This window comes from Corynebacterium sp. CCM 9204 (assembly GCF_041357695.1).
Taxonomy (GTDB): Bacteria; Actinomycetota; Actinomycetes; order Mycobacteriales; family Mycobacteriaceae; genus Corynebacterium.
In genome coordinates this window covers 167,553-194,234 of the sequence record NZ_JAUERX010000003.1, presented here as the reverse complement: position 1 = coordinate 194,234, position 26,682 = coordinate 167,553, and the positions used below count along the sequence as shown (strand labels likewise).

Sequence of the window (26,682 nt, the reverse complement as noted above, 5' to 3'; positions counted from 1 at the left end):
CGTGCGCGAGTTTATTTTCTCCGATGGTGAATCGACCCTGACGGCGACCGGAGTGACGCGGTTCTGGCCTACTCCGGGCGATGCGGTCGCAGCGTTGCGGACCGGGACGGTTCCGCTCATCGTCGGGGCACTCCCCTTCTATACGGCGGAGACTCCGGCGCTCTTCACCCCGGACCACTACCGGCATCATCTGGGCACCCCGGAGCTTCCCGACGGCCACATCCCCGCGCCGACGCGGATCGACGAGCACCCGAGCACCGAGCAACACGCCGAACGTGTCGCGTCCGCAGTCGCTGCGATCAAAGAGGGACAGGTCTCCAAGATCGTTCTAGCCCGACGGGAGACCTACCACTTCGACCGGGACGTCAACCCGGAGGTTCTGCTCTCACGGTTCATCGACGGGTCCGGAACCGGAACCGGGTATCTCGTCGATATCAGTGTCGCAGGACGTTCCCACCTCGGCGAAACCATCGTCGGTTCCAGCCCGGAACTGTTGATCCGGAAGCGCGGGAATCGCATCGAATCGCATCCGCTGGCGGGAACCGCACCACGTTCCACGGACCCGGTGCAGGACGAGGCCCGGGCGACCGAGCTTCTGCTCTCCCCGAAGGATCTTGATGAGCACGCCTACGTGACTTCGGAGATCGACCGCGTCCTGCGCCCCTACTGCACCGAGCTCCATGTCCCCCGCCGTCCGTCCCTGACCCGTACCTCCCACACCTGGCACCTGGGCACCCCGATCACCGGGACCCTCGCCGATGACCGGGTCTCGGTGCTGGAACTCGCCGTGGCACTTCATCCGACGCCGGCTGTCGCCGGACATCCAACCAGCAGTGCCCTCGACCTACTCCGAACCTACGAACCGGAACGTGGGTTCTACGCCGGGACGGTCGGTTGGGCCGATGAACACGGCGACGGGGAATGGCGCGTCACCATCCGTAGCTGCGTCGTCGATTCCCGCGCCCACCAGATCCGCGCCCACGCAGGCGGCGGCATCGTCGCCACCTCCAACCCGGACACAGAAGTCCGGGAAACGAGGACGAAGTTCGGTCCGCTCCGCGCGGCACTCGGAATCCACACCACCCCTGAACCGAAGGCACGACATGTCCGAACACACTGATACCACCGCCCTTTACCCTGCTGGGGACATGGCCGCCTGGCGCGCCGCCGGGTACTGGAACGACGACACTTTCGCCACCTTCCTGCGGGAGGCGGCCGCACGCTTCGGTGACAACGAGGCCGTCGTCGGGCATGACCTGCACGGCATCGACCACCGGCTGAGTTACCGTGAGCTGAACGCCGCCGCCGACGCCACCGCCCGCAGGCTCCGGGATCTCGGCATCACCCGGGGAGACTTCGTCGTCGTTCAGCTCCCCAACACCACGGAGTTCCTGCCCACCATCTTCGCGCTCTTCCACCTCGGAGCGCGTCCCGTCTTCGCCCTTCCCGCTCATCGCGCCGCCGAACTCAGACATTTCCTGGCGAGCACGAACGCCGCGGCTTGGATCGCACCCGGCAGCCACAACGGCTTCGACTACCGGGACCTGGCCCGCGAGGTGCTACCGGCGCTGCCGAACCCGGTGCAGGTGATGATCGCCGGGCCCGACCCTGCGGAGTTTGCCTCCCTCGGCGGTGAACCGGTGGCCGATCTTCCGGCCCCCGCACCGGTGGCACCGGAGGAACTGGCGTTCCTCCAGGTCTCCGGGGGAAGCACCGGCATCCCGAAACTGATCCCCCGCACCCACGCCGACTATCTCTATTCGGTACGGGAGTCCGCCCGGATCTGTCAGCTCAGTCCCGCTACCCGGATGCTCGTCGTCCTTCCGGTCTCGCACAACTTCACCATGAGTTCTCCCGGTGTGCTCGGTGTGCTGTGGGCCGGGGGCACCGTGATCCTCACCGAGGACCCGACACCAACCTCGGTGTTCCACCTCATCGACGCCGAGAAGGTCACCATGACCGCAGCGGTTCCGCCTCTGGCGATGACCTGGCTGGCTCTGCGCCCGAGGATTGACGCCCACCTCGACACACTGGAGGTACTGCAGGTCGGAGGGGCGAAGTTCCCCACCGAAGCGGCCCGGAAGGTCACCCCGGTCCTCGGGTGTCGGCTCCAGCAGGTGTTCGGGATGGCGGAAGGGCTGGTCAACTACACCCGCGCCGACGATCCCGAGGACGTGGTCACGGGAACCCAGGGTCGGCCCATCTCCCCGGCCGATGAGATCCTCATTCTCGACGACGAGGGACACCCGGTCCCCGAGGGCGAATCCGGCCATCTGCTCACCCGTGGCCCGTACACGATCCGCAGCTACTTCAACGGTGCCGATCCCGGCGCGTTCACCGACGACGGCTTCTACCGCACCGGTGACATCGTCCGCCGACTCCCTACCGGGCATCTCATCGTCGAGGGCCGCGACAAGGACCACATCAACCGGGGTGGCGAGAAAATCTCCGCGGAGGAGGTGGAGAACCATCTCATCGCGCACCCCGACATCATCGATGCCGCCCTCGTCGCAATCCCCGACGACTACCTCGGGGAACGGTCCTGCGCCTGGATCATCAGCGACGCGCCACCCACCGCCACGGAGATCCGGGAATTTCTCACCCTCCGTGGGCTCGCCGCCTACAAACTGCCGGACCGCTTCGAGTTCGAATCCTCCTTCCCACTGACAGGCGTGGGAAAGATCAGTCGGAAGGCCCTCCGCCGCCGACTCGCCGCAACCCTCACCACCGACACCAGCAAGGATGATTAATCCATGAGCGACACCCCCGCACTCACCGGAACCCGCATCACCGAGGACACCGCCGACATTCTCGGAATCACCCCGGACACCCTCGATCCGCACGCACCACTCGTGGAACAGGGACTCGATTCACTGCGCGCCGTGACCCTCGTCGAGACCTGGCGCGCCGACGGCGCCACGGTCGACTTCCACGAGATCATGTCCCTGCAGACCCTCGACGAATGGATCACCGCACTCACCTGAGACAGGCCGCGAACACCCCTTCCACGCCGCCATCCCCGCCGAGGAGCATCACCCATGACCACCAGCACAGCCGTCCATGACATGGGTCCGGGACAGGCCGCCATCTGGTTCGCCCAGGCCGCCGACCCCGGCGGGACGACATTTCAGTGCGCCGAACTCATCGAGTTTGACGCGGAGATCGACCTCGAACTTCTGGCGGACACCATCCGCGACTGCCTCTCCACACTCGAACCGTTCCGCTGCCGGTTCCTCCGCACCACCTCAGGAACACTGCGCGCCGAAACCGACCCGCAGTGGGAACCTGCGTCAATAAGCATCATCACCGGCACTCTCGACGCCGACGCGGACATCGACGAGTGGGCCAGCCGTACCATCGCCGTACCCGCCATGACCCGCGGGGACGAGATCTCCGGCACCGAACTCACCGGACATCACCTGATGCAGCGAGCGAACGGCCGCCCGTTGTGGTTGGCCCGCTTCCACCACATCCTCGCCGACGGATACGCCATCGGCGCGCTCATCCGCTGGATCGCGGCCTGCTACACGGCACGCGCCACGGGCGGCGACGCCCCGCAAACACCGTTCAGCGACCACTGGGCCACCACGCACCCGGGCCCCGGTGACGATGACCTCGCCTTCTGGCGGGATCCGGCGCGGGTAGCCGCCGAGAATCCGCCCACGATTCTCCCCGCGGACGGTCGGGGACCGGCACGCCCACTGCGTTCCCACGCCACCATCGACCATGACGCCCGCGTCGCGCTCCGCGCCCTCACCCGCACGATGCGCGTGACCGAGCTGGACGCCCTCGCCGCCGTCACCGCGCACTACACGGCGGCCGTCACCGGATCCGCAGACATCACCCTCGGTATCCCCCTGATGAACCGCCCGATGGGCAGCCGCAGCATCGACTTCGTCCCCGCCGTCAATCTGCTCCCGCTCCGCCTCGACACCGCGGACCTGCGCGCGCGGTTCGTGGACACCGTCACCGCGACTGGCGCGGCGCTCGCGGAACTCCGGTCACACGGGACGCTGCGCGGCGAGGAACTCCGCAGACTACTGCGCATCAGCGACCCCGCACACCGGATGACCGGGCCGACCATCAACCTGCGCCCCTTCACCCCGACATTCCGGTTCAACGGGGTGCGCGGCGAGTTGACCACTCTCTCCGTCGGCCCGGTCGCCGATGTCGAGCTGATCTTCCAGTCCGAGGACGACGGCAGCATGACCCTGCACTCCCTCGCCCACGGCACTCCGGCACAACAACAGCAGCTCGACGCACACACCCGGCGGCTCGCGCTCCTGGTCAACCAATTGGCCCACGTCGATCCCGCCGACATCACCGCCGATGATGACGCCTTCAGCCTCGGTGATCTGGACCTCATCGACGCCGACGAACGCCGAATCCTACTGGAGAAATTCAACGGAACAACACACCCGATCACGCTCCCCGACGGTGACGACCCCACCCTCCACGCACTGATCCACGCACGGCGCACCGCCGACCTGACCACCAGGCCCACCGAACCGGCCCTGTGGTGGAACGGGCAGTGGATCACCCGGGAGGAATTCTGGGCCGACGTCGACGGCCTGGCCGCGGTCCTCCACGAGCACGGCGCCGCACCAGGAACAACCATCGCGCTGCAGCTCACCCGTTCGCCCGCACTATGCACCGCAATTGCCGCGACCGCACTCACTGGGGCCGCGTGGCTGCCCCTCGATCCCGCACTTCCCGAACAACGACGCCGGGACATGCTCGCCACCGCAGACCCACACCTTCTCATCACCGAGCGCACGACCGGAACACCGACACCGGAACTGAGCCCGATCATCGAACTCGATGAAACGGTGCTGCGCCCCGCACCTGCCGCACCACCCCAGTGGGACCCCGCCCCGGCCCCGCACGCAACAGCCCGGGACACCGCCTACATTCTGTTCACCTCGGGCTCCACCGGAACCCCCAAAGGCGTCGCCGTGCCGCAGGAGGGAATCCTCAACCGCCTCGCGTGGATGGCGGATTACTACGGCATCGGGGAGAACGACACCCTGATCCAGAAGACCCCGGCCTCCTTCGACGTATCCGGGTGGGAATTCCTCCTTCCGCTCACCCACGGCCCGAGACTCGTGGTGCCCGCACCGGATGCCCACCGCGATCCCGGTGAGCTGCTTCCGGTCCTCCGGGAGACGGGAACCACGATCTGTCACTTCGTCCCCTCAGCTCTCGACGCGTTCCTCCGGTGGCACACCGGGAGCATCGACCTCCCAGCACTCCGGGCCGTCATCACCTCCGGCGAGGCGCTGCCCGCTCGTACCGCATCGACCTGCCGCGAACGCTTCGGGGTCGAGGTGCACAATCTCTACGGACCGACCGAAGCCTCCATCGATGTCACGGCGCACACGGTGCGCCCCGGTGAAACGACCATCCCGATCGGTGCCCCGGTGTGGAACACCCGAACCCATGTCCTCGACCCGATCGGCAGGTTACTCCCCATCGGCGCCCCCGGCAGGCTCTTCCTCGCCGGGGTCCAGGTCGCCACCGGTTACGTCGGCCGCCCGGATCTGAGCGCCGAACGTTTCACCGAAGACCCGTTCCATCCCGGCGAACGGATGTACGATTCCGGGGACATCGCGCGGTGGCGTGACGACGGCGAGCTACTCTACCTCGGGCGCGCCGACAACCAGGTGAAACTCCGTGGGCAACGACTCGAACCGGGCGAGATCGAAGAGGTTCTCTCGGCACACCCCGACATCGCCGCGAGCGCGGTTCTGGTGCGGCCGCTCCCCGGCTCCGGGGAGGATGCGCTCATCGCGTGGATCGTTCCCCGCAACCACTCCGCACCACCGGACACCGACTCCGTCCTGGAGCACGCCCGCAGTCGGCTTCCCGCCTACATGATCCCGTCCGCCGTGGTCACCGTGGATGTTCTCCCGATGACCACCAACGGGAAACTCGATATCCGGGCGCTCCCCGATCCCCCTGCCGTGGACTCAGACGCCGACGACGATCCCACCGTCGGCCCGCTGGAGGAATCCCTGCTCGACGCCTTCCGGGAGGTGCTGGGGATCCGGCCCGGAGCCCGGGCCAACTTCTTCGATCTGGGGGGAACCTCACTCAGCGCGGTCCGACTCGCCCAAGTGCTCCGGGAGCGGACCGGTCTGGACCTCAACGTGTCCGATGTGTTCGCGGCCCCGTCGATCCGCGCCCTGTCCGCCCACCTCACCGCCCGTGGCGATCACGACTCCGGGTCAGCCGGGTTCCGGCCTCTGCTGGCGTTGCGCCCGCACCGCGCCGGGGTCCCCGTATTCTGCTTCCACCCTGCGGGCGGCATCGGCTGGTCCTACGCCCGTCTCATCCCCTTCCTCGACAGCGGCCGAGGCGTGTTCGCGGTCCAGTCCCCGGGTCTGGTTCCCGACGGTCCCCCGATGGTCGCATCCATCGTTGCGGCCGCTGAACGTGCCGCGACGGACATCCTGGCGCTCTGCGCCGAACAGGACATCACCGACGTCGAGCTCGTCGGCTGGTCAGTGGGAGGTGTACTGGCCCAGGCGTGTGCGGTCCGGCTCGCCGACACCGGTATCCGGGTACGTCACCTCGTCCTCCTCGACGCCTACCCCGCCGAGCTCTGGCGCGGCAAACCCGCCCCAGACGACCAGGAGCGGCTCCGCGGCGTTCTCGTGATGGCTGGGCAGGATCCGGACGATTACGGCAAGCTCGACACCGCCACCGTCGTCGCCGCACTACGCGCCGCACCCGGGGCGTTCAGCGCGCTCCCCGATTCCGTGCTCTCCTCCGTCACCACCATGATCGGGCACAACGCCCGCATCATGCGGGAGCACCGCACGATCCCGTGGTCGGGAACCATCGACATGTTCCGCGCCGAACTCAACCCGGAGCACATGGACGAAGAGACGTGGCGACCGTTCTGCGGTGACCTTCGTGTCCACCGGATGCAGACCACGCATCCGGGCATGGTGTCCCCCGAGGTGTTTGCCCGGGTCGCTGATCTCATTCAATGACCCGGTGCGTGTGCACCGGCGCCGCATCTACAATGACGAAAGGCCGCCCTCCCCGAGGTTCGGGGAGGGCGGCCTTGTCGGCGGGCTGACGGAGACTAGCGCTCCTGGCCCGGCTTCTTGAAGGGGAAGCCCAGCTCGCGGAGCAGGGCACGGCCTTCATCGTTGTTCGTTGCCGTGGTGACGACGGTGATGTCCATACCACGGGGACGGTCAACCTTGTCCACGTCGATCTCGTAGAACATGGTCTGCTCCGTGAGGCCGAACGTGTAGTTGCCGTGGCCGTCGAACTGCTGATCCGACAGTCCGCGGAAGTCGCGGATACGGGGCAGGGCGACGGTCAGCAGGCGGTCCAGGAACTCCCACATGCGGTCACCGCGGAGGGTGACGCGGGCGCCGATGGGCATGCCCTCACGCAGTTTGAAGTTGGCGATGGACTTCTTAGACCGACGGATCTCCGGCTTCTGACCGGTGATCAGGGTGAGGTCCTCGAGTGCGCCGTTGATGAGCTTGGCGTCACGGGCGGCGTCGCCGACGCCCATGTTGACGACAACCTTGACGACGCCGGGGATCTGCATGACGTTGTCGTAGTTGAACTCTTCAGACAGCGCGGTGCGGATGTCCTCGCGGTAGCGGGTCTTCAGACGCGGGGTGTAGTTCTCGCTCATGTTCAGATGTCCTTCCCGTTGCGTCGGGAGATGCGCACGCGCTTGCCGTTCTCATCGACACGGTAGCCGACGCGGGTCGGGTTTCCGTCGGAATCGATGACCATGACGTTGGAGACATGGATCGGCGCTTCCTGGGTGACGATGCCACCGGACTCGGCACCACGCTCGGGCGCGGAGTTCGCGACGTGCTTCTTGATGCGGTTGACTCCCTCGACCAGGACCTTGGAACGCTTCGGGTAGGCCTCGATGACCTTGCCGCGTGCGCCCTTGTCCGGACCGGAGATGACGAGGACGTTATCGCCCTTGTGGATCTTCATTTAGATTACCTCCGGTGCCAGCGAGACGATCTTCATGAACTTCTTCTCACGGAGTTCACGGGCGACGGGGCCGAAGATACGGGTACCGCGCGGATCGCTGTCGTTCTTGATGATGACGGCTGCGTTCTCGTCGAAACGAATGTAGGAGCCGTCCGGACGACGGGTCTCCTTCTTCGTGCGCACGATGACGGCCTTGACGATTTCGCCGGCCTTCACGTTGCCGCCGGGAGTGGCTTCCTTGACGGTGGCGACGATGACGTCACCGATACCGCCGAAGCGTCGGGTGGAGCCACCGAGAACGCGGATGCACAGAATCTCCCGTGCACCAGTGTTGTCGGCGACCCGCAGACGCGATTCCTGCTGAATCACTATGGGTCTCCTGACCTGGATTTCAATGTGCGCCGGATTTCCGACCCGAACACACGCGGTCTGATGTACTTGCACGGCCACTGACGCTCCGGGAAGAACCCGGTGAAGGCGACGAACACCGTACATGAGCAAGCACCGGCCAACCGGACACAGTCCGCCCGACAGTACCTGCGATGTCGAAGGGTCTCGGCCCGCGCTCGGAAACGCACGGCGAACCGACCCACGTCAGCGACCGAATCATTGAACCATACCGGACGAAATGCGGCAACCCACCCCCCTACCCCACCCCTAGTTCTACCGACACCAGCACATATTCGACATGCCGGATAACCCAATGCTCCCGCCTCGCCCACGAACTCACGATCCAGGACGGAGGACCGCTCGCCATCATCCCCATGCTGAATAACCCGGAATAGCAGCTACGGGTAGGGGAGACGCTCTCTCCGATTCTGCGACTACCGTCGAGTAGCCGTGATCCGCCAGAAACCCCACCCGGCGGGTTCTGCTGTGTCGAGCAGATAGCCAGCCCGCCCGAGCGCATCCCGGATGTCTCGGCGGGTGGGAACCGATGCCCCGGAGACACACAGCCGGATGAGGTCGGCCTCGTAGTCCTCTGCATCCCCGGCGTGCTCCTCCACTTGCGGTGTCACCAGGACTAGCCTCGGGACTCCAGTGGCAGCGAGCACCTCGTCGACACCACCGGGGAACGCGCAGGCGAACGGGTCCACCACAACCAGCGTATCGACGCCCGAGACCTGCTCACCCGGCACGTAACCGCGGCGGACGACCCCGTCTGCGCGCTGCCCATCCGGTTCTTCCGCCGCACACAGGCACACCACGGAGACATCCGTTCGGCGGTGCGCGCACTCCTCCGCATATGCCGCTGCGGCGGCCCCCATGAAGCCGACCACTGGCCGACGGTCGCCGTCCGCCCGGAGGTCGAGCGCCGCTATCACGGCGGGCGCCGTCCACGCGGCCGCTGCCGCCTGCTGACTGCCCACCACCCGGGACACCGTCCCCGCGACGTCGAGGCCCCCCGCGTCCGCCCGGGCACCGAGGTCAACCGCACCACCGCTGCACACTGCTGCGTCGAGACGCAGAAACGCCAACAGCTTCACCAGCCCCGGACCCGCGAGCATCTGCACCGTACTCGATTCCGGGTCAGCAAGTTCCCGGCCCATCGCCGTCAACCGGACACCGGTGACAACCGGGCCGTCCTCCTGCGTCTCAACGACGAGCCGAAGCAACGCCTGCGATTCGAGATACCGGAGGAAACGCACCGTGATCGACTCATCCATGCCGGTCGCGGCAGCGAGCGCCGCCGGGGTGTCATGACCGGCCCCAATCGCAGTGAAGATCCCGGTCCGCACCGCCGCCCGGAGCACCAGCCCACCGGAGACATCCGCGAGGCGCGCCAACGCCCGCACCGGGGCCGCCCCGCCACCGTCCCCCTCAGTCTGTTCACGCCAGTAGCCGGTCAGTTCCCGATCCGCCGGATCAACATCATGGTCCTTGATGACCTGGCGCATTGCCCGCAGTTGTCCCGCTTCCCCGGCACACCACACGTAGACGCGGCCCTCCGGCCAGTCCATCTTGGCGAATTCCTCGGCGAGATCCCCACCATCGGCACGGACGATCCAGCGCAGATCCACTGCGGCGGTGCTGTCGAGCTGCTGGATATGACACCGCTCCGCAACCTCCACGAGCACGGTCACGGACGCGGACCCGGATAGTTCCTCGAGACAGCGGCTGATCGCGGGGAGCGCCGTCTCATCCCCCACCAGGATGAGATGATCAGTGTGGGTGGGCAACACGCCGCACCGCTTCGGACCTGCAACCCACACCTTCGCCCCAGGTGTCGCGGACACTGCCCAACCTTCCGCGAGGCCGTGGCCATGGCGGGCGAAATCGATGGTGACCTCACCTTTGACCACATCGAAGTGCCGTACCGTGTAGGTCCGGAACAGCCGGTTGACCTCTTCATTCCACTGCAACCGCCCATCCCCTGTCGGCGGTGGATAGGGCCTCGATCCGGTGACGGGATCAGGGAAGATGATGCGCACATCATCATCGAATCCATCACTGATGAACTCAGGCACCTCGTACCCGTCCCGGGTGTGTGCCCGAAGACCCGGCCCACCGAGAACCACCCGGCGCATCCCGGGCGTGACATCCTCCGCCCGGATCACCTCTAGCTCCCGGATACTGATCGGATAGATGTCGTGGTGCCGACTACTCCGCGCCATATTTGTCAAGGCCCTTCCAAAAGTGGGGAAGAAGGTTAGGAAACCCTCATGCTACCGAACCCCCGGAGGAGCGAACAAAGTTATCGGGTGTTCATCCCCCCAGCATCTTCCGGGGAGCTACACCGGCCCCCGGGTGAGATGACGTTCAATGACCGGCACCATGGATTCCCACGCCTCAAGGGAACTCATTGCGAGGTGGGCGCTGTCCACGGTGTGTGAACTGACCGGCTCCACACCGTCCAGGTCCTCCCATGCCTTCAGCGGCTCCCAATTCAGGCCCGCCATATCCGTCGTGTCCCCGGCTCGGAGAACAAGCACTGGCCCCGTATAGGGCGAGCGTGTTGCCGTCATGTGAATCATGAAGCACCTGCCGGAGGCGTCCTTCATGGCGTCGATCTCCTCATCCGAGAAGTTCGGGGCGTTCGCCGCCCGGATCATCTCCCCGATCAGTGCGTCATCGAAATGCTCCAGGACCGCGAGTATGTCACCGAATCCACCGTCGCCGGGAAGTTCCGGGATCTCCTCGCCCGGTTTATGATGCCGGATGAAAGTGTCCAACGCCGCAGCCAGGCCATTCGGGGTGTCCGGAGAGATCCCCGACGGATACGCGTCAATGACACCGAGGAACTCGACAACCTCACCGTCCTGCTGCAGCATCCCCGCGATCGTGTGTGCGAGAGCACCCCCGGACGAGTACCCGAGCAACCGGTAAGGCCCCTCGGGCTGCACCTGACGCACGAGGTCAAGATAGTACCGGCACAGCGCATCATGATCGAGACCGATCGACAGCGTGGTCTCCGCGTCCGGGAGCTGCACACCAATCACCCGATAGTCCCCCTTAAGCAACCCCGCCAGGGGCGCGTAGCTCCAGGCCAAGCCGACAACGGCATGGAAACAGAAGATCGGGGCGCCCTCACCGCCGGAGAAATCTACGAGAACTCCCTCACCCGGCAACTGCGGACGGGGGGCGGCGCCATCACCATCAGAAGCGGTGACCGCCGTGGCGATGGCTTCCGGAGTCCGGTGGGTGAGGATCGTGTCAACACCCACGTCGAGCCCGGCACGCCGGAGCCTACCGAGCAGCTTCATCGCGGACAGCGAGTGTCCCCCGCACGCGAAGAAGTCATCACCCGGCACAAGGTCGGTTCCGGTCAGCTCGCTCATGTGGCGTGCGATGAGCTCCGTGGCCTCCGCACGATCCGGAATGGCACTGGAATTCTTGGTCATGGTGCAGGGGCTCCTTGGAGAAGTACTGTATGAAAAACATCGACAGGGTGGAAGTCACTTCCGGGAATGGTAGATCCGGATCAGTTCTCGGCGATCCAGCTTCCCATTCCCGGTGACGGGAAGTTGTTCAATCAAGGTGATCGTCGAGGGAACCGCGTAGGCGGGAACCCGTCCCCGCATCTGTGCAGCCAGGGCGTCGTAGTCCGGACATCCCGGTTCAGCCACGATGAATCCCCGCAACTCCGGATTCTCACCCGTCGTGTCAGCCACCGCCGCGGCTGCACGGACACCGTCAAGCCCACTCAGTGCTGACTCAACCTCACCGAGGGTCACCCGGTTACCGCGGATCTTCACCTGATCATCGACCCGCCCGGCGTAATACATCTGCCCTCGGTGCCAGCCCGCGAGATCACCGGTCCGGTACATCCGCCCACCGACGTCCCCCTCGAAGGGGCTGGGCACAAACGTCCGGGCGGTGAGTTCCTCATCGCCGATGTAACCGGCGGCGAGCTGCACGCCGGCCAGATACAGTTCCCCGGTTTCATCGTCGCCGACCTCATTACCCTCGGCGTCGAGAATATGGACGGTGACATTGTCCTCGGGCAGACCCAGCAGACAGGTACCCTCTGGACAGGGCGGGGTCGAATCCGCAGTGTATTCGACACAGGTTACATCCATGGCCGCCTCCGTCGGACCGTACAGGCCCAGTATCCGGCATCCGATCTCATCCAGGCAGCGCTGCGCCAGATCCGTCGGGACGGCCTCCCCGCCGAGCAGCAGGAACCGGAGTCCGTTCAGTGCATCGAGAGAGTCCCCGAAGTCCTCAAGAACCTCAGCAACGACCCTCATGTGGCTCGGCACCATGGACAGCACCGTGACCCGGTTGTTCCGGATGACTTCCACAAAACCGTCGACATCCCCCGGCCACCAATCTGCCGGGGGCAACACGACGGCACCGCCACCGGCCAGCGGAGTGATCATCTCCGCAACACTCACATCGAATCCCACGGGCGCCTTCTGCATCCACCGGAAATCCTCGACCGGCCCCAGCGTGCGCACGAACCACTGCATGTGGGCGGCCGCACCCCGGTGGACATTCAGCACACCCTTCGGGGTGCCCGTCGTACCGGAGGTATAGATCAGGTAGACCCCATCCTCCGGGGTTACCGGACGGGTGAGCTCCTCCGGCTCGACCGTGGAAGTGTCCCCCTCCGGAGCCAGGGGAACCGGAATCACCGGCAGATCCGTCCCGGGAATCTCCACGTCGCCGACTGTGAGCACCAGAACGGGATCAGCGTTCTCGAGTATGAACGCGATACGCTCCGCCGGGTGCGAGGGATCCACCGGGGTATAGACGCCACCGGCGCGGATCACAGCCGCTGCGGCGATCGGCAATGCGGCCGACCGGCGAGCGACAACCGCGACCCGGTCCCCTGTCGAGACACCCGCGTCGAGGAGAGTCCGAGTGAACGCATTGACTCGGGAGTCGAACTCACCGTGGGTCAGGGTCGCGTCAGCCGCGACCACCGCGTCGAGATCCGGGTAACACCGTGCAGCGAGCCGGATCATCGCGTCGACGGTCTCGGGTTCGACCGGGACCGCCGGACCACGGTTCCTAGCGGGCACCGGGCGCATCTGGTTGGGAGAGGTCGAGATCATTGGTCCATTCTCGTCTATCAGTCATAGTTGGCTTACGTCAGCCCGTCATCACGGGACGGACAGATCAGGCACGGTCACAGGTAGCCGGAGACCCCGCGGAAACCAATCCGTCATCATTTCCGGAGAGACCACCGAGAACCCTATCCGCGAGGAGCCCCAGACAACTGAGGTTGCCGAAACCTGGCCCCTGATTGAAACCCGCGAGTGTCGGGAGAACAAGAGTGGAGTTCATCCCATCAACCGTGAGATCCCTGCGGATACTTCCCTCGATTCCGGCCACAAGACCCCCCTTACTCGCGCCATCACGTTGGTCCATCCCGGCCGCGGTCGCAAGTTGCGCACATGCTTCCGTCCCCAGCAGGCCGAGGAACCAGGACGGGTCCGCGCCACGGGCGTCAATGACCGTATCCACCACGATCGACCCTGCGGGGTTCTCGACATGGACGACCGGCCCCGTCGCCCCCATCTTGACCGTCGAGACCGACCCCATGACATGTCTACACCGACCGTCACGACTGATCAGTTCGAGCGACTGTAGCGAAAGAACTCCTCTGTCCGTTCGACACAGCATCGCACGCCTCGTCGCGGCGTCCAGTGTGGTCCACACATCAGGATCCGTGTACAACCCGTTTTCCTGGAAATTCTCTCCTCGTGAGAGCAGGCACGCGGTAGGTGCGACAGTGATGATCTCTGAGACACGGTGAACAGTGAGCTCTTCGATGATGCTGGCAGCGGTCTCTCCACCACCGACAACACAGACACGCCCCGTGAAACGAGCGTCAGCGGCCACCCGAGCCCAGAAACCCGCGACACTCAGAACATTGCTGTCCTGGAGAAAACGTCGATCACTCGTTCCCGGCCCCGTGAGCATGAGAGCCTCCGAAGAGAGAAAACTCGGGGCCCCCGAGATCGTGTCCTCGACCCGAATCCGCCAGCCCTCGTCGATCGCCTCGGCATTGGTCACTCGTCCCGGTACCGGACTCAGCTCAATCCGGTCACCGACCCAACGCAAATAATCGGCCCACTCACAATGCATCGGTTGGGGGCGACCCCGGTCAATCCAGTCCGCGTAGCTGCCCGTGTCAATGAGATGGGCCGCCCATGAGAGATCGGCCATCTCTCGGTCAATCCTCGCATCAATATCCCGGTCACCGGTAAGTTCGGTCCGATAGGGGAAGCCCACGTCTTTTTCAGGGGGGGTGCCCAGCCGGTGGCGACCGTCGGTCCAACCCCCGGAGGCCAACCAGTGCGCACCGATGCCATGGGGGTCAACAACGATTATCTCCGGCACCTCCAGTCCGAGGCGTCCGGCGACGTGGGCTTTGGCAGCCACCGCGACCGCCTTGGGGCCTGCTCCGACGATGGTGAGGGTACTCACTGGGCTTTTCTCGTTCCTGTATATTGGGGGTTCTTCCGTCCGCCAGATCCGACGGCATAACAGCGCGTGAAAACCACATACGGGTCCACGACATCAGAGGATCGCTACCCGCCGTAGGGCAGCCTTAGCTTTTAGCTCGTATCTACCTTACATTGCCGGCAGACTCATCTAATATCCAGGCCCCTGTCAGGGCCTTCCATCTAATCTCAGTATCCGCTTAGCTAATCCTCCATCCTCCCCCTTCGCACACTTCAGAAGCCATTTCTCGGAATCCCAATGAAGAATGTGCCAGATACGCACCCCAAGGAAGTCACGCGCCGCACAGATATGACCAGTGGTGACGAGACTGTCGCTCAGAGCCCCGCGCATGAACTCCTCGAAGATCTAGATACCGACATCAACGGGGAGCACTATCACCCCGCGTGATCTGCCAAGTCCGTTGGGGCCAATGCGAGTAACTCACCTACACATGTTTCTGTTTCCCTGCCTACACAGAGAGCCCGTGGCTACGCGGGACGGTCAGGACTTTCCCTCCCTCGAGGACCCGGTACAAGAAGGCGTCATTGATTCTCACCTCACTGCGGTCAGTGAATATCCGGATGCCTAATCCGCAACCGACGCCACTGCCGCGGGGTTGACTGCCCGGGCGAGACGAGTGAAAAACAACGAATGCCCCAACCAGAAACTGGTTGGGGCATTCGTTTGATCGTCCGTTCACAGTATTTCCGGATGAACCAGAAAGGGCGAACAGTTGATTCCGGTAGAGAACTAGCGTGCCTTCTCGACGATGTCGAGGAGACGGAAGTGCTTGTCCTTGCTCAGCGGGCGGGTCTCGATGATGCGGACGAGGTCGCCGACGCCGGCAGTTCCGTCCTCATCATGGGCCTTCACGCGGCTATTCGTGCGGATGGTCTTGCCGTACAGCGCGTGCTGACGACGATCCTCGAGCTCGACAACGATGGTCTTCTGCATCTTCGTCGAGACAACGTAGCCGGTGCGGACCTTGCGGGCGCCCCTCTCGTTGGTGGATTCCTGGTTGTTCACGTTTGCCTCACTCATGATTAGCCTTCAGCTCCCGGAACGACGGACAGACCCAGCTCACGTTCACGGATGACCGTGTAGATACGGGCGATGTCACGCTTGACCGTCTTCAGGCGACCGTTGTTGGTCAGCTGGCCGGTGGCCATCTGGAAGCGGAGGTTGAAAAGCTCCTCCTTCGCCTCGTTGAGGCGGGTGACAAGCTCCTCGGCGTTGAGCTCGCGGAGCTCGAATGCGGGGGTACCGTTAGCCATTAGAGCTGGTCCTCCTTCTTGATGATGCGGACCTTGCAGGGCAGCTTCTGGGCTGCGCGACGGAGTGCCTCGAGGGCGACTTCCTCGTTGGCGTAGCTCATCTCGAAGAGAACGCGGCCGGGCTTGACGTTGGCCACCCACTTCTCGACGGGGCCTTTACCGGAACCCATACGCACGCCAAGCGGCTTCTGGGTCAAGGGACGGTCCGGGAAGATGTTGATCCACACCTTGCCACCACGCTTGACGTGGCGGTTGATCGCGATACGCGCGGATTCAATCTGACGGTTGGTGATGTAGCACGGCTCAAGAGCCTGGATACCGTAGTCACCGAAGGTAACGCGGTTTCCGCCCTTGGACACACCTGTCCGGGTGGGACGATGCTGCCGGCGGTACTTGACGCGCTTAGGGATAAGCATCTGTCTAGCCCTCCTGCTTCTGCTCGGCGCGCTGGCGACGCTGGCCACCACGGCGCGGACGCTCGCGACGCTCGGCGCCACCACGACCACGACGGTCGGACGGAGCGTTCATTTCACTCTCGCGCTTGCCGCCAACAACGTCACCCTTGTAGATCCAGACCTTCACGCCGATACGGCCGAAGGTGGTGTGGGCCTCGTAGGTGCCATAGTCGATTTCCGCACGCAACGTGTGCAGCGGGACGCGGCCCTCATGGTAACGCTCGGTGCGGGACATCTCAGCGCCGCCGAGACGACCGGAACACACGACCTTGATGCCCTTGACCTGCGGCTGGCGCATCGCGGACTGGATGGCCTTACGCATCGCACGGCGGAAAGCCACACGGTTAGTCAACTGCTCCGCGATGGACTGTGCCACCAGTTGAGCGTTGGCGTCGATGTTCTTGACCTCAAGGATGTTGAGGGCGACCTGCTTGCCGGTGAGCTTCTCGAGCTCGCCGCGAATACGGTCGGCCTCGGAGCCACGGCGACCAATCACGATACCCGGACGGGCAGTGTGAATGTCGACGCGGACCCGGTCCCTCGTGCGCTCGATGACGACATCGGCGATGCCGGCGCGATCGAGGCCCTTGGACAGGAAATTACGGATCTTGATGTCTTCAGCGACGTAATCGCTGTACTGCTTATCGGCGTACCAGTGGGACTTCCAGTCGGAAGTGATGCCCAGCCGGAGGCCGTGGGGATGAATTTTCTGGCCCACTACTGAGCACTTCCCTTCTGGCTCTCAACAACCACGGTGATGTGGCTGGTGCGCTTGCGGACGTGGAAGGCACGACCCTGGGCGCGCGGACGGAAACGACGCATCGTCGGTCCCTCGTCGGCGTAAGCCTCGGAGATGACGAGTGAGTCGCGGTCCAGGCCGAAGTTGTTCTCGGCGTTTGCGGCCGCTGAAGCGACGACCTTGGCAACCGGCTCGCTGGCCGCCTGCGGAGCGTACTTCAGGATGGCCAGGGCCTCGGCCACGGACTTGCCGCGGACCAAATCAATAACCCGGCGTGCCTTCATCGGGGTGACGCGGACGTAACGGGCGGTCGCGCTTGCGGACGTGATGGTGTCTTCGCTCATCGCTTATCGACGTCCCTTCTTGTCGTCCTTGATGTGACCCTTGAAGGTCTTGGTCGGGGCGAATTCGCCCAGCTTGTGTCCGACCATCGAGTCATCCACGAACACCGGGACATGCTTGCGACCGTCATGGACGGCGAAGGTGTGTCCGATGAAATCGGGGAGAATGGTGGACCGACGGGACCAGGTCTTGATGACCTGCTTGGTGCCCTTCTCGTTCTGTGCATCAACCTTGGCGAGGAGGTGCTCATCGACGAACGGGCCTTTTTTGAGGCTGCGTGGCATTGTCTGTTACCTCCTAGCGCTTCTTGTTCTTGTTGCTGCGGCGACGACGCATGATCAGCTTGTCGCTCGGACGATTCGGGCGGCGGGTCCGGCCTTCAGGCTGGCCCCACGGGGAAACGGGGTGACGACCACCGGAGGTCTTACCCTCACCACCACCATGCGGGTGGTCGACGGGGTTCATGACGACACCGCGGACGGTCGGACGCCAGCCCTTCCAGCGCATACGACCCGCTTTACCCCAACGGATGTTGATCTGGTCGGCGTTACCGACCTCACCGATGGTGGCACGGCAGCGGATGTCAACGCGGCGGATTTCGGAGGAGGGCATACGCAGGATCGCGTATTTGCCTTCCTTACCGAGAAGCTGGATGGACGTTCCTGCGGAACGGGCCAGCTTGGCGCCGCCACCGGGCTTCAACTCGACACAGTGCACGGTGGCACCGGCCGGGATGTTGCGCAGCGGCAGGTTATTGCCGGGCTTGATGTCTGCATTGGCGCCAGCTTCGACGATGGCACCCTGACGCAGGTTGCGGGGAGCGATAATGTAGCGCTTCTCACCATCAACGTAATGCAGCAGGGCGATGTTGGCGGTGCGGTTCGGGTCGTACTCGATGTGAGCGACCTTAGCCTCAACGCCATCCTTGTCGTGCCGCCGGAAATCAATCAGGCGGTACTGGCGCTTGTGTCCACCGCCCTTGTGACGGGTGGTGATGTGGCCGTGAACGTTACGGCCGCCGGTCTTGTGCAGGGGGCGCAGCAGCGACTTCTCCGGCGTCGAGCGAGTGATTTCCTCGAACATCGACACGGAGCTTGCGCGCCGGCCCGGCGTAGTCGGCTTGTACTTGCGAATAGCCATTGGTTCTCTAAGTCCTTACCTTCGGCGCGCTTACGCGGCCGAACCGCCGAAGATGTCGATGGAATCGCTGCCTTCAGCGAGCGTCACGAAGGCGCGCTTGGTGGCCTTGCGCTGACCGAAACCGGAACGGGTGCGCTTACGCTTGCCCTCACGGTTAGCGGTGTTCACGCTGGCGACCTTCACACCGAAGATCTGCTCGACGGCAATCTTGATCTGGGTCTTGTGGGCGTCCGGGGAGACGAAGAACACGTAGGTGCCCTGCTCCATCAGTCCGTAGGACTTCTCGGACACCACCGGGGCGATGATGATGTCACGCGGGTTAGCGATCGTGCTCATTAGTTCTCCTCCTCCTTGACCGCGCCAGTGGCCCGGTTGATGAAGGTGGTCAGAGCCTCAACGGAGAACACGATGTCGTCCGACTTGAGGACGTCGTAGGTGTTCAGCTGATCCTCGGTGAGGATGTGCACGCCCGGAAGATTTCGGACGGACTTCCACGAGGTGACGTCTTCACGGGTGAGGACGACCAGCACGTTGCGGCGTTCGGTCAGACGCTCGATGAAGGCACGGGCCGACTTCGTCGACGGCGTCTGGCCCTCGACCAGTTCGCTGACAACGTGGATGCGCTCATGGCGGACCCGGTCGGTCAAAGCCCCGCGAAGCGCGGCTGCCTTCATCTTCTTGGGGGTGCGTTGGGAGTAGTCGCGCGGCACGGGGCCGTGCGAGATACCGCCACCGGCGAAGTGCGGGGCACGGATCGAGCCCTGACGAGCGCGACCGGTTCCCTTCTGGCGGAACGGCTTGCGGCCGCCACCGGACACCTCTGCGCGGGTTTTGGTGGAGTGCGTGCCCTGGCGCTTGGCCGCGAGCTGTCCGAGGACGACCTGGTGCATCAGCGCAACTGATGCCTCACGGTCGAAAATCTCGGCCGGCAGCTCGACCTGGCCGGCGGTTGCTCCGTCGGCCTTCTGGACGTCAAGCTTGAGATTGGTCATGCGTGTGCACCGCCCTTCACTGCGGTTTTAACGGTTACGACGCCGCCACGCACACCAGGGATCGCACCCTTGATGAGCAGCAGGTTGGCATCGGCATCAATCTTCTGAACCTTAAGGTTCTGGGTGGTGACGCGCTCATTACCCATACGCCCTGCCATCCGGGTGCCCTTGAAGACACGTCCGGGGGTCGCGCAGGCACCGATACCGCCGACACGACGGTGTGCGGCCTGGTTACCGTGGGAGGCGCCCTGACCGGCGAAACCGTGGCGCTTCATGGCACCGGCGTAGCCCTTACCCTTGGATGTTCCCGTGACGTCAACGAAGGTGATGCCTTCAAAGATGTCGACGGTGACGTCCTGTCCGAGCTCGTAACCGGAGACATCGTCCATACGAATCTCCGCAACGTGCCGACGGGGGGTAACGCCAGCCTTCTTGAAGTGACCACCGGCAGGCTTGTTCGCCTTACGCGGGTCAATGTCGCCGTAGGCGATCTGGATGGCGTTGTAGCCATCATTTTCGATGGTGCGAATCTGGGTGACCACGCACGGCCCAGCTTCGACGACGGTTACCGGAACAACCCGGTTGTCATCGTCGAAGACCTGGGTCATACCGAGCTTGGTGCCCAGAATGCCCTTGATCTCTGTTTCACTCATTACTTATTCTCCACTGGCTGAAAGACTGGTTACGCGATCACTGAATGTTGACGTCGACACTTGCGGGAAGGTCGATGCGCATGAGCGCGTCAACCGTCTTCGGTGTCGGGTCAAGGATGTCGATGAGACGCTTGTGAGTGCGCATCTCGAAGTGCTCGCGCGAGTCCTTGTACTTGTGGGGAGAACGAATAACGGCGTAAACGTTCTTTTCAGTGGGCAGCGGCACCGGGCCGACGACACGTGCACCCGTACGGGTGACCGTCTCGACGATCTTGCGCGCGGACGCGTCGATCGCCTCGTGGTCGTAGGCCTTCAGCCTGATGCGGATCTTTTGTCCCGCCACGTTTGTCCTCTTTCTTCGCTTCCCCACATCGCGATGATTGGTGGGGGTCGCTGTTGTCATCTCTATAACGTTGTCCGGCCGTGTCTCACGGAAACTCGGGCGCAACGCCAGTTGTCTTGACCTGAACCTGTCTGGAAACCTGACCGGGCCTTCACCGGATCACATGAACCACAAACAACTCCCCCAGCAATGCGACACAGAGACCAATTTCCTTCTGGCCCGGCTAACCGAGCGGGGAAAGGTTACTGTGAGCTTATGAGGTATGTCAGGTCGTCGGGATGAGGTCCACTCGACGTCAGGTGTGGGGAATAATTAGTGAGAAGTACTCACCGGCCGCAACTGACGTGGGCGGGCATCCTGCCTACTGCCGCTGTTTATTTGCCATGTTCCCGTGATGTTTCCCGGCCTCCACTTCCCGGCCGCTGTGCGACCAAGAGTGCGGAGACACCGAGATCCCTTTGATGACCCGATAAATCCGGGAAACCAGAGGCACCAGGTGCCATGTTTGCCTCACCAGCGATTTACCCTTGGTTGACTCAATAACCGACAGTAGCCAGTCAAGTCGTCGCAAGCGTAAAAATCGTGTTGAAGCAACCCAAGCATTGAAACACAGCACCGGCCTGCTGGCAAGCCAACCCCCGGAAAGTGACAAACATGTAACGTATTGCACACAGGGCGGCGAGACTGCCAAACCCTCACCTAGTATCGACCTAGTGCACCGCCAACATGGTGCATCCCCAATCACCTGACTACATGAGGAGCATCTCAATGAGCGAGACCAAGTCCGACAGCAAGACCCCCGCCACCGTCGAAGACAACAGCCCCGAGTACAACTCCGCACTCGAGACCGAGCACGGCCGCACCCACATCGACGATGTTGTCGTCGCCAAGATCGCAGGCATGGCAGCCCGTGAGGTTTCCGGTGTCCACGCACTCGGGGGCGGTGCAGCCCGCGCCCTCGGCGCTCTGCGCGACATGGCCGGTTCCCGTGTTGACGTCCGCCAGGGTGTTTCCGTAGAGGTCGGTGAAACCCAGGCCGCCGCCGATGTCGCGATCGTCGCCGAGTACGGTGTTGCGATCCACGAGCTCGCCGACGCCATCCGTCGTAACATCATCAATGCCATCGAGCGTATGACCGGGCTTGAGGTCACCGAGGTCAACGTGACCGTACACGACGTCCACCTGGATCTCGATGACGACAAGAGCGATGACGACGAAGAGACCAAGGAGCTCGAAGCTCCCGAGGCCCAGACCGATCACGCTCCCCGCGTCAAGTAGGAATTCCGTGCAACCTGATCCCCTATCCCACGAGCAGGCCGAAGCACTTCGGGATGAGATTCTCTCGGTCCCCGGAGTCTCCGGCATGCACGGCGGGCAGTTCGGAGAGGTTGCGATGCTCTATCCGGGAGCACGGGTACGTGGGCTTCACCTGCTCACGCCCCGTGGCTGCCCGGATGAGGCACGGATGGAAATCCATCTCATCGTAGATCTGTCACAACTCCCGGACCTCGGCACACTCGCCGGGGAAGTTCGCACCATCGCAGAAAAGTACATCACCCAGCCGGTTGACGTCTTCTTCAGCGACGCTGAATGACCGGAAGCCCGCCTTCACTCCGTTCTCCACGCCTTCTTCCCACAACACTTCAACTCTGAAAGAGTGTCATGAAATCTCTTACCGTGACCGGACTAATCCTCGGCTTCGCTTTTGCTTTTGCCGTGATCTTCGGTGGCTTGGTCGGCTTCCTCTGGGCACTGCTGTTCGTTACCGTTGGTGGCATCATCGGCGCCCACTTTGAAGGAAAAATAGATCTCCGCGCAGTCATCAACGGCTCCGGCAACAGGGGGTAATCTCGTTGACGAAACGTTCTGGAAGGTCCCGCCCCTCCAAGCGCCGTTCACCCGGCTCCGAAGCTTCGGCCAACGAGGAAAAAACTTCTATCACGCCGGAGCCGACTGACGCTGAGACTGTAGAAGCCCGTCTCCGTGCCGAAGCCGAACGCCGGGCAGACGAAGCCCTCATCGAAATAGCCCGCGAAGACGCCAAGGTCGACGAAGACCGCCGCATTCTCCGGGAGAATGGAATCCTCGTCGACGGTGACAAGTCCGCTACGGGTTCCGGCGACGCCGCAGCACGCGAGGATACGACGTCGACATCTCCGGAAACGTTTTCGTCCGAAACACCGGCACCGAAGGAATCACCAGAGAACCCGGAGCTATCAGGTGATCAAGTAAGCCCTAACCCCTCCGCGCTCTCGACCCATCAGGAGCTCACCTCCGAACCCCGGGTGTCAAAGACCGAAGACCGTTCGATGACAGCGCGATCAGTCACCACGGATGACAGCCACACGGATCACCCGGAGAATCACGCTGGATCCAGTGAATCCAACACTTTTGATGACGAATCCGGAGACAACGACCTCTCCATCGCTCCTGATATCGAGGGCGGGGATGGCGACTCCGAAGATGCCGGCTCTTCTCCGGCAGGAGAATCCCCGGATTCCGAGGCCGAAACGTCTTCCCAGTCTTCCGACGATAATCACGGTTCCGAGACCAAGCGCGTCGCAGTCCCCGAACGCCTGGCCCCTCCCGATGAGCCTGAAGACGACAATCCGAGCCGCGGTTGGGTAAAGATCTCCGAGAAGACCGTCACCAAAATTGTGCGGCAGGCTGCGGCAAGCGTCCCCGGGACAACCGAGCATTCCGGAGGCCTCGACGTATTGGGGCGCGGATACCCTCGTTTCGATGTCGAGCTGGATAGTAACTCGGACGCTGTCTCCATTGATGCCTATGTCGCAGTCATCTGGCCGTCGCCCGTGACCCGCGTGGCCGAGACCGTACGGACAGCTATTTTTGACTGGATCCGTGATATGACCGATATCCCGGTCGTTCGAGTCAACGTCACCGTCGGTCCGATCGTCCCTGGTGGAGAGCGTGTCACCGAGGCCGAACTCATGTCTTTCGACACCACCCCTCCGCTCCGACCCGTTGTCGTGACCGCCAGGAACGCATCTCTCGATGAAGTTCGATGCAGCGGGGAGTACGAGAATCTCCGAGAAATCGTCGTTCAGACCGGGAATGGGGAGCTTGCTCCTATTCGGGTCTCAGAGTCTGATCACTGCGAACTTCGAGAGATTGAGGTTGCCCCCGGTGGTGACCTAGCACCGATCTCTGCGGCTGAACCAAAGGATCTGCGGACGATCTCTGTGACCGGTGAAGCCGCAACTTCGGTATTCTCTCCAACCGTCTCATCCGACACCGAGCTACGCCCCATAACAGTTCCCAAAGCTCAACCCCTGAAAGAAATCTCGTTACCCGCGCCCACTCCGCTACGGGAGATCTCCTCAACCGAACTCCCGACGTACACCGTTGCGGTTCCTCCTGCTCGACAGGTAATTTCCGTGCGCGTGCCCGATGCTCCAGAGCCTCGGTCAGTCGAATTGCCGCACCCCGCACCGTTACGGAAGGTCGAGACCCCGAAGGCGCGTCGGCTCCGACGCGTCCATGCTCCGGATACCCATCGTCTCGCCCAGATTCATGCCGAGGCACCCCGAGTAAGCCCCGTTAAACAACCGACACCGGCCCGGGTACGTCCAGTCAAGCGAAACCCACTTCAGGTGGACAAGAAACCACGTGTGGATAAAAGAGTGGATCGCGTTCGTAGCTCGGCTTCGGGAACTCCGCCAACCCCGAAACTCAAGGAACTTCGGCCGATCACAGTCAAACGCACCACCATCATCCCGGTGCATGTCGACCCTGCCAACGCAAAGGCGGTTTTGAGAGATGAGTGAAATCCAGACGGTTCGGGGACACCGGCCCGCAGCCAGTCCGGTCGCGCGGTATCTGGCGATCGTCCTCGGTGTACTGCTAATCGCAGCGGCTGCTGTCGCAGGTCGCGATCTCTACATTCGTTACACCGACATCGATTGGCAGCCATGGATCTCAACTGCCACTGACTGGATCGGTCATCTGACCTATCGGAACTGGATGCTTCCTGCTGGTATCGCAACCTTGATTCTCGGGTTGCTCCTGCTCTGGGCATCTCTGCGTCCGCGGACCAAGACCCACCGCGAACTGGATTCGGCCGTAGCGGTCTGGATGCGCCCCGTGGATGTGGCACGGATGTGTACAGCCAGCGCTCAGCGAATCCCCGGGGTCATGGCCGCTCACACTGTGGCCAAGAAGCGAAGCATCAACGTGACCGTTATCGGTAATCCACAGGACTCCGAACTCCGCGACAATCTGCAGCGTTCTCTCGAACCCTTGGTCAGTCTCGTCGGCGGTTCCCCCTCACTAAACGTGAGTGTCCAGAAGAAGGAGACCAACAAATGAGCCATGGACTGGCTTTCGTCGATCGACTGCTCGTGTTCATCATCGGCCTCCTTCTCACGCTCCTTGGGGCCTGGTCGATCGCACTGTTCTTCGATGTTGAACAAGCTGAACGCATCACCGCCTACGCCGACCAAGAAATGTGGCGTAATGCCGCAGACCAAGCATGGTATCTCTGGGCGCTCATCGTTACGGTGGCTGCCGGTATCATCATCGGCCTGTGGCTAATCATCGTGAATGTGCGGCGCCGGTCAGTATCGGTGGTGACGAGTGTTGCCTCGACCGACATGGGAGACATCAGCTTCCATCTCGGTAACCTCGCCGACGCGGTAGCGTTTTCAATCGACGCGGCTCCCGGGGTTTCCAGGGTACGACGACGGGTTGCAGTCGATCGTGGTCTCACCACCATGGAGTTCACCATCGACGCTGACCCCGATTGCAGCGTTCCGGGAATCTACAAAGCGGTTGAACAAGCGGAACGCGATCTTCGGGATGCGGTAAGGGATCGCGAGATCGCAACTTCTTACCGGATACACATCGAGCGCGTACCTCAGAACCACGACATCTGAACACCAGTATCCGGGCAAGAAATTCAATAATGGTGCCCCTTCTGCTCTCATCCTCTTCCCATCAACCGGTTCGGGAAAACAGAGCAGCAAGGGGTTTTTCCATGTCTAAAGTGCACCCGTCCTCCAAGAGCAACATCAAATAGGGTCTCGGAGCATCGGAATTCAGAACCGACAACGATCCATCCAATTTTTACTGAATACCATGCGAACACTGTATTTTAGACGAACCCTGTTCTTACCGATCCAACAATACTATCTTCGCCGTTGTGGGTTCTGGAGAAGGGAGCCTGTGCAGGCAGGCTCCGTTCTCACGAAGAATGGACGGAGCAACACCGGGAATACAGGACGGAAACAACATGCTCCAAACTCTATTTTAATGTCTGCTCCGAATGAGACCGTTTCAAGCACAGCTTCCTCCCTCACTGAACCATGTTTCTTCGCCGCCGACAAACTTTGGTTCAACAGCTTTTATTTGGGCCCGCATACGCGGTCCCACCGGGTCCAGGTATGATCACGGACCGACATTCCGTCCGCCGAGACGAGCCGACATAGGCTGTCCGGCATATTCCGACTTTTTGGTCCAAGGTTCCGGAAATGGACATCACGGGCTACGAAAGACTTCCTTCCGGACATCAACAAGCGCGCCTTCTTCCACCATCCCTGTGACGGCGGCCTCCTCGACAAGCTGTACGACCAAAACCCGCTACCCCCGGATACTGCTACTAAGCCACTGAGAGCCGTTCCGCCCCGAAAAACCGCCTAGCCAGTTTTCCTGAGACAAGCCCTGCACGGGACTCGACTCACAGCAAAGTGCACCCCACCCCACAATCAAGCCCACCGACTAAAATATATTTTCTCTCCCCTCTCCAACGCGAACGAAAAATCCTATAGAAGCACGCCTCTCCCCCGGGGAGAGTAGTTAACAAGCTTCCAAGCGTGCCTTTCCTCACGAGCCATCCCAAGGTAAAACCG

At 62.9% G+C, this 26,682-nt stretch carries 29 protein-coding genes; 11 read left to right on the top strand and 18 right to left on the bottom strand.

Annotated features, from left to right (window positions below; all coding sequences use genetic code 11):
- Position 1 precedes the first annotated feature (1 nt).
- The 4 genes from QWU43_RS07345 to QWU43_RS07330 are packed head-to-tail and all read left to right on the top strand — an operon-like array spanning position 2 to position 6,998.
- On the top strand, positions 2–1,120 hold the full coding sequence (locus QWU43_RS07345; RefSeq protein WP_370917490.1) for an isochorismate synthase MenF: 1,119 nt from the start codon (positions 2–4) through the stop codon (positions 1,118–1,120).
- Positions 1,104–2,750 (top strand): (2,3-dihydroxybenzoyl)adenylate synthase, encoded by a 1,647-nt coding sequence (locus QWU43_RS07340; protein ID WP_370917489.1) that lies wholly within the window; start codon positions 1,104–1,106, stop codon positions 2,748–2,750. The genes QWU43_RS07345 and QWU43_RS07340 overlap by 17 nt, the downstream gene beginning before the upstream one ends.
- A 3-nt stretch (positions 2,751–2,753) precedes the next feature.
- Entirely contained in the window at positions 2,754–2,984 is a 231-nt protein-coding gene (locus QWU43_RS07335) for a phosphopantetheine-binding protein (RefSeq protein ID WP_267173231.1), read from the top strand.
- A gap of 54 nt (positions 2,985–3,038) precedes the next feature.
- On the top strand, positions 3,039–6,998 hold the full coding sequence (locus QWU43_RS07330) for an amino acid adenylation domain-containing protein (protein WP_370917488.1): 3,960 nt from the start codon (positions 3,039–3,041) through the stop codon (positions 6,996–6,998).
- A 95-nt stretch (positions 6,999–7,093) separates the two neighbouring features.
- On the opposite strand, the gene rplE is transcribed toward QWU43_RS07330, so the two are convergent.
- The 7 genes from rplE to QWU43_RS07295 form a co-directional block, all read right to left on the bottom strand.
- A complete protein-coding gene (gene rplE / locus QWU43_RS07325) occupies positions 7,094–7,663 on the bottom strand; it encodes a 50S ribosomal protein L5 (RefSeq protein ID WP_198734944.1) in 570 nt (189 codons plus the stop codon).
- A 2-nt stretch (positions 7,664–7,665) separates the two neighbouring features.
- Entirely contained in the window at positions 7,666–7,980 is a 315-nt protein-coding gene (gene rplX / locus QWU43_RS07320; protein ID WP_198734945.1) for a 50S ribosomal protein L24, read from the bottom strand.
- Positions 7,981–8,349 carry a 50S ribosomal protein L14 gene (gene rplN, locus QWU43_RS07315; protein ID WP_198734946.1) on the bottom strand — a complete coding sequence of 123 codons (369 nt, stop codon included), beginning with the start codon at positions 8,347–8,349 and terminating at the stop codon, positions 7,981–7,983. It lies immediately after the preceding gene.
- Positions 8,350–8,804: 455 nt separating this feature from the next.
- On the bottom strand, positions 8,805–10,595 hold the full coding sequence (locus QWU43_RS07310) for a siderophore-interacting protein (RefSeq protein ID WP_370917487.1): 1,791 nt from the start codon (positions 10,593–10,595) through the stop codon (positions 8,805–8,807).
- A 117-nt stretch (positions 10,596–10,712) separates the two neighbouring features.
- Positions 10,713–11,822: a thioesterase domain-containing protein gene (locus tag QWU43_RS07305; protein WP_370917486.1), complete on the bottom strand. Its 1,110-nt coding sequence runs from the start codon at positions 11,820–11,822 to the stop codon at positions 10,713–10,715.
- A 54-nt stretch (positions 11,823–11,876) separates the two neighbouring features.
- The gene (locus tag QWU43_RS07300) at positions 11,877–13,481 is read right to left on the bottom strand and encodes an amino acid adenylation domain-containing protein (protein ID WP_370914561.1); all 1,605 of its coding nucleotides are present in this window, start codon (positions 13,479–13,481) and stop codon (positions 11,877–11,879) included.
- Positions 13,482–13,545: 64 nt separating this feature from the next.
- Positions 13,546–14,859, bottom strand: a complete 1,314-nt coding sequence (locus tag QWU43_RS07295; protein ID WP_370914562.1) for a lysine 6-monooxygenase — start codon at positions 14,857–14,859, stop codon at positions 13,546–13,548.
- A 276-nt stretch (positions 14,860–15,135) separates the two neighbouring features.
- Here QWU43_RS07295 and QWU43_RS07290 point away from each other — a divergent pair, with 276 nt between their 5' ends.
- Entirely contained in the window at positions 15,136–15,285 is a 150-nt protein-coding gene (locus QWU43_RS07290) for a hypothetical protein (RefSeq protein ID WP_370917485.1), read from the top strand.
- Between the two features lie 342 nt (positions 15,286–15,627).
- Here the strand turns inward: QWU43_RS07290 and rpsQ are convergent, their stop codons facing one another.
- Genes rpsQ through rpsJ form a run of 11 tightly spaced genes read right to left on the bottom strand, consistent with a single transcriptional unit; the run spans position 15,628 to position 20,815 of the window.
- Positions 15,628–15,918: a 30S ribosomal protein S17 gene (rpsQ, locus tag QWU43_RS07285; RefSeq protein WP_198734952.1), complete on the bottom strand. Its 291-nt coding sequence runs from the start codon at positions 15,916–15,918 to the stop codon at positions 15,628–15,630.
- Positions 15,919–15,920: 2 nt separating this feature from the next.
- A complete protein-coding gene (gene rpmC / locus QWU43_RS07280) occupies positions 15,921–16,151 on the bottom strand; it encodes a 50S ribosomal protein L29 (protein ID WP_198734953.1) in 231 nt (76 codons plus the stop codon).
- Complete coding sequence (rplP, locus tag QWU43_RS07275; protein ID WP_198734954.1) at positions 16,151–16,567, bottom strand: 50S ribosomal protein L16; 417 nt, start codon at positions 16,565–16,567, stop codon at positions 16,151–16,153. The genes rpmC and rplP overlap by 1 nt, the downstream gene beginning before the upstream one ends.
- 4 nt (positions 16,568–16,571) lie before the next feature.
- The gene (gene rpsC, locus QWU43_RS07270; protein WP_198734955.1) at positions 16,572–17,324 is read right to left on the bottom strand and encodes a 30S ribosomal protein S3; all 753 of its coding nucleotides are present in this window, start codon (positions 17,322–17,324) and stop codon (positions 16,572–16,574) included.
- Entirely contained in the window at positions 17,324–17,689 is a 366-nt protein-coding gene (rplV, locus tag QWU43_RS07265) for a 50S ribosomal protein L22 (RefSeq protein WP_198734956.1), read from the bottom strand. Before rplV ends, rpsC begins: the two co-directional genes overlap by 1 nt.
- Positions 17,690–17,692: 3 nt before the next feature.
- Complete coding sequence (gene rpsS, locus QWU43_RS07260) at positions 17,693–17,971, bottom strand: 30S ribosomal protein S19 (protein WP_013241207.1); 279 nt, start codon at positions 17,969–17,971, stop codon at positions 17,693–17,695.
- Positions 17,972–17,984: 13 nt separating this feature from the next.
- Entirely contained in the window at positions 17,985–18,827 is an 843-nt protein-coding gene (gene rplB / locus QWU43_RS07255; protein WP_370914564.1) for a 50S ribosomal protein L2, read from the bottom strand.
- A gap of 30 nt (positions 18,828–18,857) precedes the next feature.
- Positions 18,858–19,163 carry a 50S ribosomal protein L23 gene (rplW, locus tag QWU43_RS07250; protein ID WP_198739022.1) on the bottom strand — a complete coding sequence of 102 codons (306 nt, stop codon included), beginning with the start codon at positions 19,161–19,163 and terminating at the stop codon, positions 18,858–18,860.
- Positions 19,163–19,819 carry a 50S ribosomal protein L4 gene (rplD, locus tag QWU43_RS07245; protein ID WP_370914565.1) on the bottom strand — a complete coding sequence of 219 codons (657 nt, stop codon included), beginning with the start codon at positions 19,817–19,819 and terminating at the stop codon, positions 19,163–19,165. The genes rplW and rplD overlap by 1 nt, the downstream gene beginning before the upstream one ends.
- A complete protein-coding gene (rplC, locus tag QWU43_RS07240; protein ID WP_370914566.1) occupies positions 19,816–20,472 on the bottom strand; it encodes a 50S ribosomal protein L3 in 657 nt (218 codons plus the stop codon). Before rplC ends, rplD begins: the two co-directional genes overlap by 4 nt.
- 37 nt (positions 20,473–20,509) lie before the next feature.
- A complete protein-coding gene (gene rpsJ / locus QWU43_RS07235) occupies positions 20,510–20,815 on the bottom strand; it encodes a 30S ribosomal protein S10 (RefSeq protein WP_003854291.1) in 306 nt (101 codons plus the stop codon).
- Positions 20,816–21,583: 768 nt separating this feature from the next.
- Between rpsJ and QWU43_RS07230 the strand changes: the two genes are divergently transcribed.
- From QWU43_RS07230 to QWU43_RS07205, 6 genes are all read left to right on the top strand, one after another.
- The gene (locus tag QWU43_RS07230; protein ID WP_370914567.1) at positions 21,584–22,093 is read left to right on the top strand and encodes an Asp23/Gls24 family envelope stress response protein; all 510 of its coding nucleotides are present in this window, start codon (positions 21,584–21,586) and stop codon (positions 22,091–22,093) included.
- A 7-nt stretch (positions 22,094–22,100) separates the two neighbouring features.
- Positions 22,101–22,409: a hypothetical protein gene (locus QWU43_RS07225; protein ID WP_370914568.1), complete on the top strand. Its 309-nt coding sequence runs from the start codon at positions 22,101–22,103 to the stop codon at positions 22,407–22,409.
- A gap of 68 nt (positions 22,410–22,477) precedes the next feature.
- Positions 22,478–22,663: a hypothetical protein gene (locus tag QWU43_RS07220; protein ID WP_370917484.1), complete on the top strand. Its 186-nt coding sequence runs from the start codon at positions 22,478–22,480 to the stop codon at positions 22,661–22,663.
- 5 nt (positions 22,664–22,668) lie between these two features.
- The gene (locus QWU43_RS07215; RefSeq protein ID WP_370917483.1) at positions 22,669–24,603 is read left to right on the top strand and encodes an Asp23/Gls24 family envelope stress response protein; all 1,935 of its coding nucleotides are present in this window, start codon (positions 22,669–22,671) and stop codon (positions 24,601–24,603) included.
- The gene (locus tag QWU43_RS07210; RefSeq protein WP_370917482.1) at positions 24,596–25,144 is read left to right on the top strand and encodes a DUF6286 domain-containing protein; all 549 of its coding nucleotides are present in this window, start codon (positions 24,596–24,598) and stop codon (positions 25,142–25,144) included. The genes QWU43_RS07215 and QWU43_RS07210 overlap by 8 nt, the downstream gene beginning before the upstream one ends.
- On the top strand, positions 25,141–25,710 hold the full coding sequence (locus QWU43_RS07205) for an alkaline shock response membrane anchor protein AmaP (RefSeq protein ID WP_370917481.1): 570 nt from the start codon (positions 25,141–25,143) through the stop codon (positions 25,708–25,710). The genes QWU43_RS07210 and QWU43_RS07205 overlap by 4 nt, the downstream gene beginning before the upstream one ends.
- Positions 25,711–26,682: the final 972 nt, after the last annotated feature.

What these genes read in the sequence shown, in the direction of transcription:
- QWU43_RS07210 (WP_370917482.1), top strand. Translation starts at nt 24,596, where the DNA reads ATGAGTGAAATCCAGACGGTTCGGGGACACCGGCCCGCAGCCAGTCCG.
- rpsQ (WP_198734952.1), bottom strand. Translation starts at nt 15,918, where the DNA reads ATGAGTGAGGCAAACGTGAACAACCAGGAATCCACCAACGAGAGGGGC.
- QWU43_RS07335 (WP_267173231.1), top strand. Translation starts at nt 2,754, where the DNA reads ATGAGCGACACCCCCGCACTCACCGGAACCCGCATCACCGAGGACACC.
- QWU43_RS07330 (WP_370917488.1), top strand. Translation starts at nt 3,039, where the DNA reads ATGACCACCAGCACAGCCGTCCATGACATGGGTCCGGGACAGGCCGCC.
- QWU43_RS07305 (WP_370917486.1), bottom strand. Translation starts at nt 11,822, where the DNA reads ATGACCAAGAATTCCAGTGCCATTCCGGATCGTGCGGAGGCCACGGAG.
- rplV (WP_198734956.1), bottom strand. Translation starts at nt 17,689, where the DNA reads ATGAGCGAAGACACCATCACGTCCGCAAGCGCGACCGCCCGTTACGTC.
- rpmC (WP_198734953.1), bottom strand. Translation starts at nt 16,151, where the DNA reads ATGGCTAACGGTACCCCCGCATTCGAGCTCCGCGAGCTCAACGCCGAG.
- QWU43_RS07300 (WP_370914561.1), bottom strand. Translation starts at nt 13,481, where the DNA reads ATGATCTCGACCTCTCCCAACCAGATGCGCCCGGTGCCCGCTAGGAAC.
- rplD (WP_370914565.1), bottom strand. Translation starts at nt 19,819, where the DNA reads ATGACCAATCTCAAGCTTGACGTCCAGAAGGCCGACGGAGCAACCGCC.
- rplP (WP_198734954.1), bottom strand. Translation starts at nt 16,567, where the DNA reads ATGCTTATCCCTAAGCGCGTCAAGTACCGCCGGCAGCATCGTCCCACC.
- QWU43_RS07220 (WP_370917484.1), top strand. Translation starts at nt 22,478, where the DNA reads ATGAAATCTCTTACCGTGACCGGACTAATCCTCGGCTTCGCTTTTGCT.
- rplC (WP_370914566.1), bottom strand. Translation starts at nt 20,472, where the DNA reads ATGAGTGAAACAGAGATCAAGGGCATTCTGGGCACCAAGCTCGGTATG.
- rplW (WP_198739022.1), bottom strand. Translation starts at nt 19,163, where the DNA reads ATGAGCACGATCGCTAACCCGCGTGACATCATCATCGCCCCGGTGGTG.
- QWU43_RS07290 (WP_370917485.1), top strand. Translation starts at nt 15,136, where the DNA reads ATGAAGAATGTGCCAGATACGCACCCCAAGGAAGTCACGCGCCGCACA.
- QWU43_RS07340 (WP_370917489.1), top strand. Translation starts at nt 1,104, where the DNA reads ATGTCCGAACACACTGATACCACCGCCCTTTACCCTGCTGGGGACATG.
- QWU43_RS07205 (WP_370917481.1), top strand. Translation starts at nt 25,141, where the DNA reads ATGAGCCATGGACTGGCTTTCGTCGATCGACTGCTCGTGTTCATCATC.
- rplB (WP_370914564.1), bottom strand. Translation starts at nt 18,827, where the DNA reads ATGGCTATTCGCAAGTACAAGCCGACTACGCCGGGCCGGCGCGCAAGC.
- QWU43_RS07310 (WP_370917487.1), bottom strand. Translation starts at nt 10,595, where the DNA reads ATGGCGCGGAGTAGTCGGCACCACGACATCTATCCGATCAGTATCCGG.
- rplX (WP_198734945.1), bottom strand. Translation starts at nt 7,980, where the DNA reads ATGAAGATCCACAAGGGCGATAACGTCCTCGTCATCTCCGGTCCGGAC.
- QWU43_RS07230 (WP_370914567.1), top strand. Translation starts at nt 21,584, where the DNA reads ATGAGCGAGACCAAGTCCGACAGCAAGACCCCCGCCACCGTCGAAGAC.
- rplE (WP_198734944.1), bottom strand. Translation starts at nt 7,663, where the DNA reads ATGAGCGAGAACTACACCCCGCGTCTGAAGACCCGCTACCGCGAGGAC.
- rpsS (WP_013241207.1), bottom strand. Translation starts at nt 17,971, where the DNA reads ATGCCACGCAGCCTCAAAAAAGGCCCGTTCGTCGATGAGCACCTCCTC.